We start from the raw sequence: 1,658 nt of genomic DNA, 5'->3' as shown, positions 1-1,658 counted from the left end.
CAACAGTTATTACATTAACAAGTAAGTTACTATGGGCTTTGGGTTATCATCAGGTAAAACTTTTTAGTTCTCTAAATTTATCTACAGGAATACCAGAGGATAATTTGGTAAATTTTGGCAGCGATGCAGCGCGGTCTTGGGGAGGCAGCAAGGGAACAGGGGAGGCAGCAAGGGAACAGGGGAGGCAGCGCGGTCTTGGGGGTTCCCCCCACTCGCGCTTTGCCGTGGTTTCCCCCACTCGCTATTGCCGTGGTTCCCCCCACTCGCGCTTTGCCGTGGTTTCCCCCACTCGCGCTTTGCATCAAGACAATGCTCATGATTATAGGTTTGGTGACAAGATGATGTCTAAATTACCAGAAGACGGTGTAGGAGTAATGGATAGAGGATTTGCGCTTATTAAATTTTATTGAAAAATTAGTGCAAGCCGAGAAATATTTTGTTTTGCGAATTAATAATAATTGGAAGTTAGAGTTTGATTCAGAGACAGGACTAATAAAAATTGGTTCATCAAAAGATGCAAAAGCCTATAGAGTGATTAATTTTTGTGATTTAGAAACGAAAACTGAATTTCGGTTAGTCACCAATTTACCAAGTCATGGAGATGGAGCAGTTAAGGATGATGAGATTAGGGATATTTATCGATTAAGGTGGGGAGTTGAATTGTTGCGGTGCGACCCCGGTCGGGTTTCCCGACCTAGGGAAAGCGCACCAAGACAATGGAAATTTTTAAAGATGCACCTAAAGTTGGATAGGTTGATCACAAAAAATATTAATGGTATTGCCATACAAATTTATGCAAGTATCATTGCTTATTTGATTTTACAAGTTGTCTATGTTCCTAAAGAATGGGTTGAAAAAATATTAGATAAATTTCGCTATTTACAAGCCTGTATGTGTCAAAAAATAAGTTATGTGCATTGGATGGAAGATATTATGAAATGTTGACAATTGGATCATTGATAGGACAATTATATCTCTATATGTAAAGTTTTATTACGACATTCAACATTTCTGGGGTTATATCAGGAAACAGTGTTAACTGGAAATCAACAGTTGGTATCACCTACATTTCCTGAGCTGATATTAACCGTTGAGCAAGTTTTGACTGCTGGGAATTTAAACTAACAACAATATAAACAACAATATAGCGGTTCTCATATTTCCAACTCCCAACTCCCGACTCCCGACTCCCGACTCCCGACTCCCAGGGTAAACGCATCTAATTTAGTAGAAATGGTAACAGACAAAAATATCATTAACTCAATTTTTTGTGAAATTCGAATAAATCCCATCCTAAAGCAGTTTTTTTTGTTCACAGTCAACAAATTTTCCGCTGACTTTAAACAAAAATCCAATAATGATTTTGTACGAATCAAGAATGGAGAGTACTCTCAAATCGACTAAGGATAACACGGCCAATAATTGAGAATAAGTTGTGCTTATTGAGAATAAACAGGGTGATTCTAGATTTTTGGTACTATTATTTACTTTTTGACTGTAAATTGTGATACAAATTTAGATGCGTTTACCCTGCACAAATTTGTAATGATATCGAAACGTTTCGCAAGGAACGTGGGGTTGACTCGATTGTGCTAGTCAATTGCATTAGCACAATGCCGAAGCCAACACCCAATCCAGCCTATGAATCAATCAGTAGT

General features: G+C 38.2%; 1 protein-coding gene and 2 pseudogenes. 2 read left to right on the top strand and 1 reads right to left on the bottom strand.

The window, feature by feature from the left end; translation table 11 throughout:
- Together F6K53_RS40715 and F6K53_RS40710 are read left to right on the top strand one after the other, a co-directional pair.
- A pseudogene (locus tag F6K53_RS40715) lies at window positions 1-125 on the top strand (IS4 family transposase); the annotation flags it as partial.
- Between the two features lie 171 nt (window positions 126-296).
- A pseudogene (locus tag F6K53_RS40710) lies at window positions 297-945 on the top strand (transposase); the annotation flags it as partial.
- Window positions 946-1,063: 118 nt separating this feature from the next.
- Here the strand turns inward: F6K53_RS40710 and F6K53_RS40705 are convergent.
- Window positions 1,064-1,219 (bottom strand): hypothetical protein, encoded by a 156-nt coding sequence (locus tag F6K53_RS40705; RefSeq protein WP_293085891.1) that lies wholly within the window; start codon window positions 1,217-1,219, stop codon window positions 1,064-1,066.
- Window positions 1,220-1,658: the final 439 nt, after the last annotated feature.

The organism is Moorena sp. SIO4A1 (genome assembly GCF_010672065.1).
Taxonomy (GTDB): domain Bacteria; phylum Cyanobacteriota; class Cyanobacteriia; order Cyanobacteriales; family Coleofasciculaceae; genus Moorena.
Note: the sequence above shows the minus strand (reverse complement) of the source record. Positions and strands in the feature narration are given on the sequence as shown.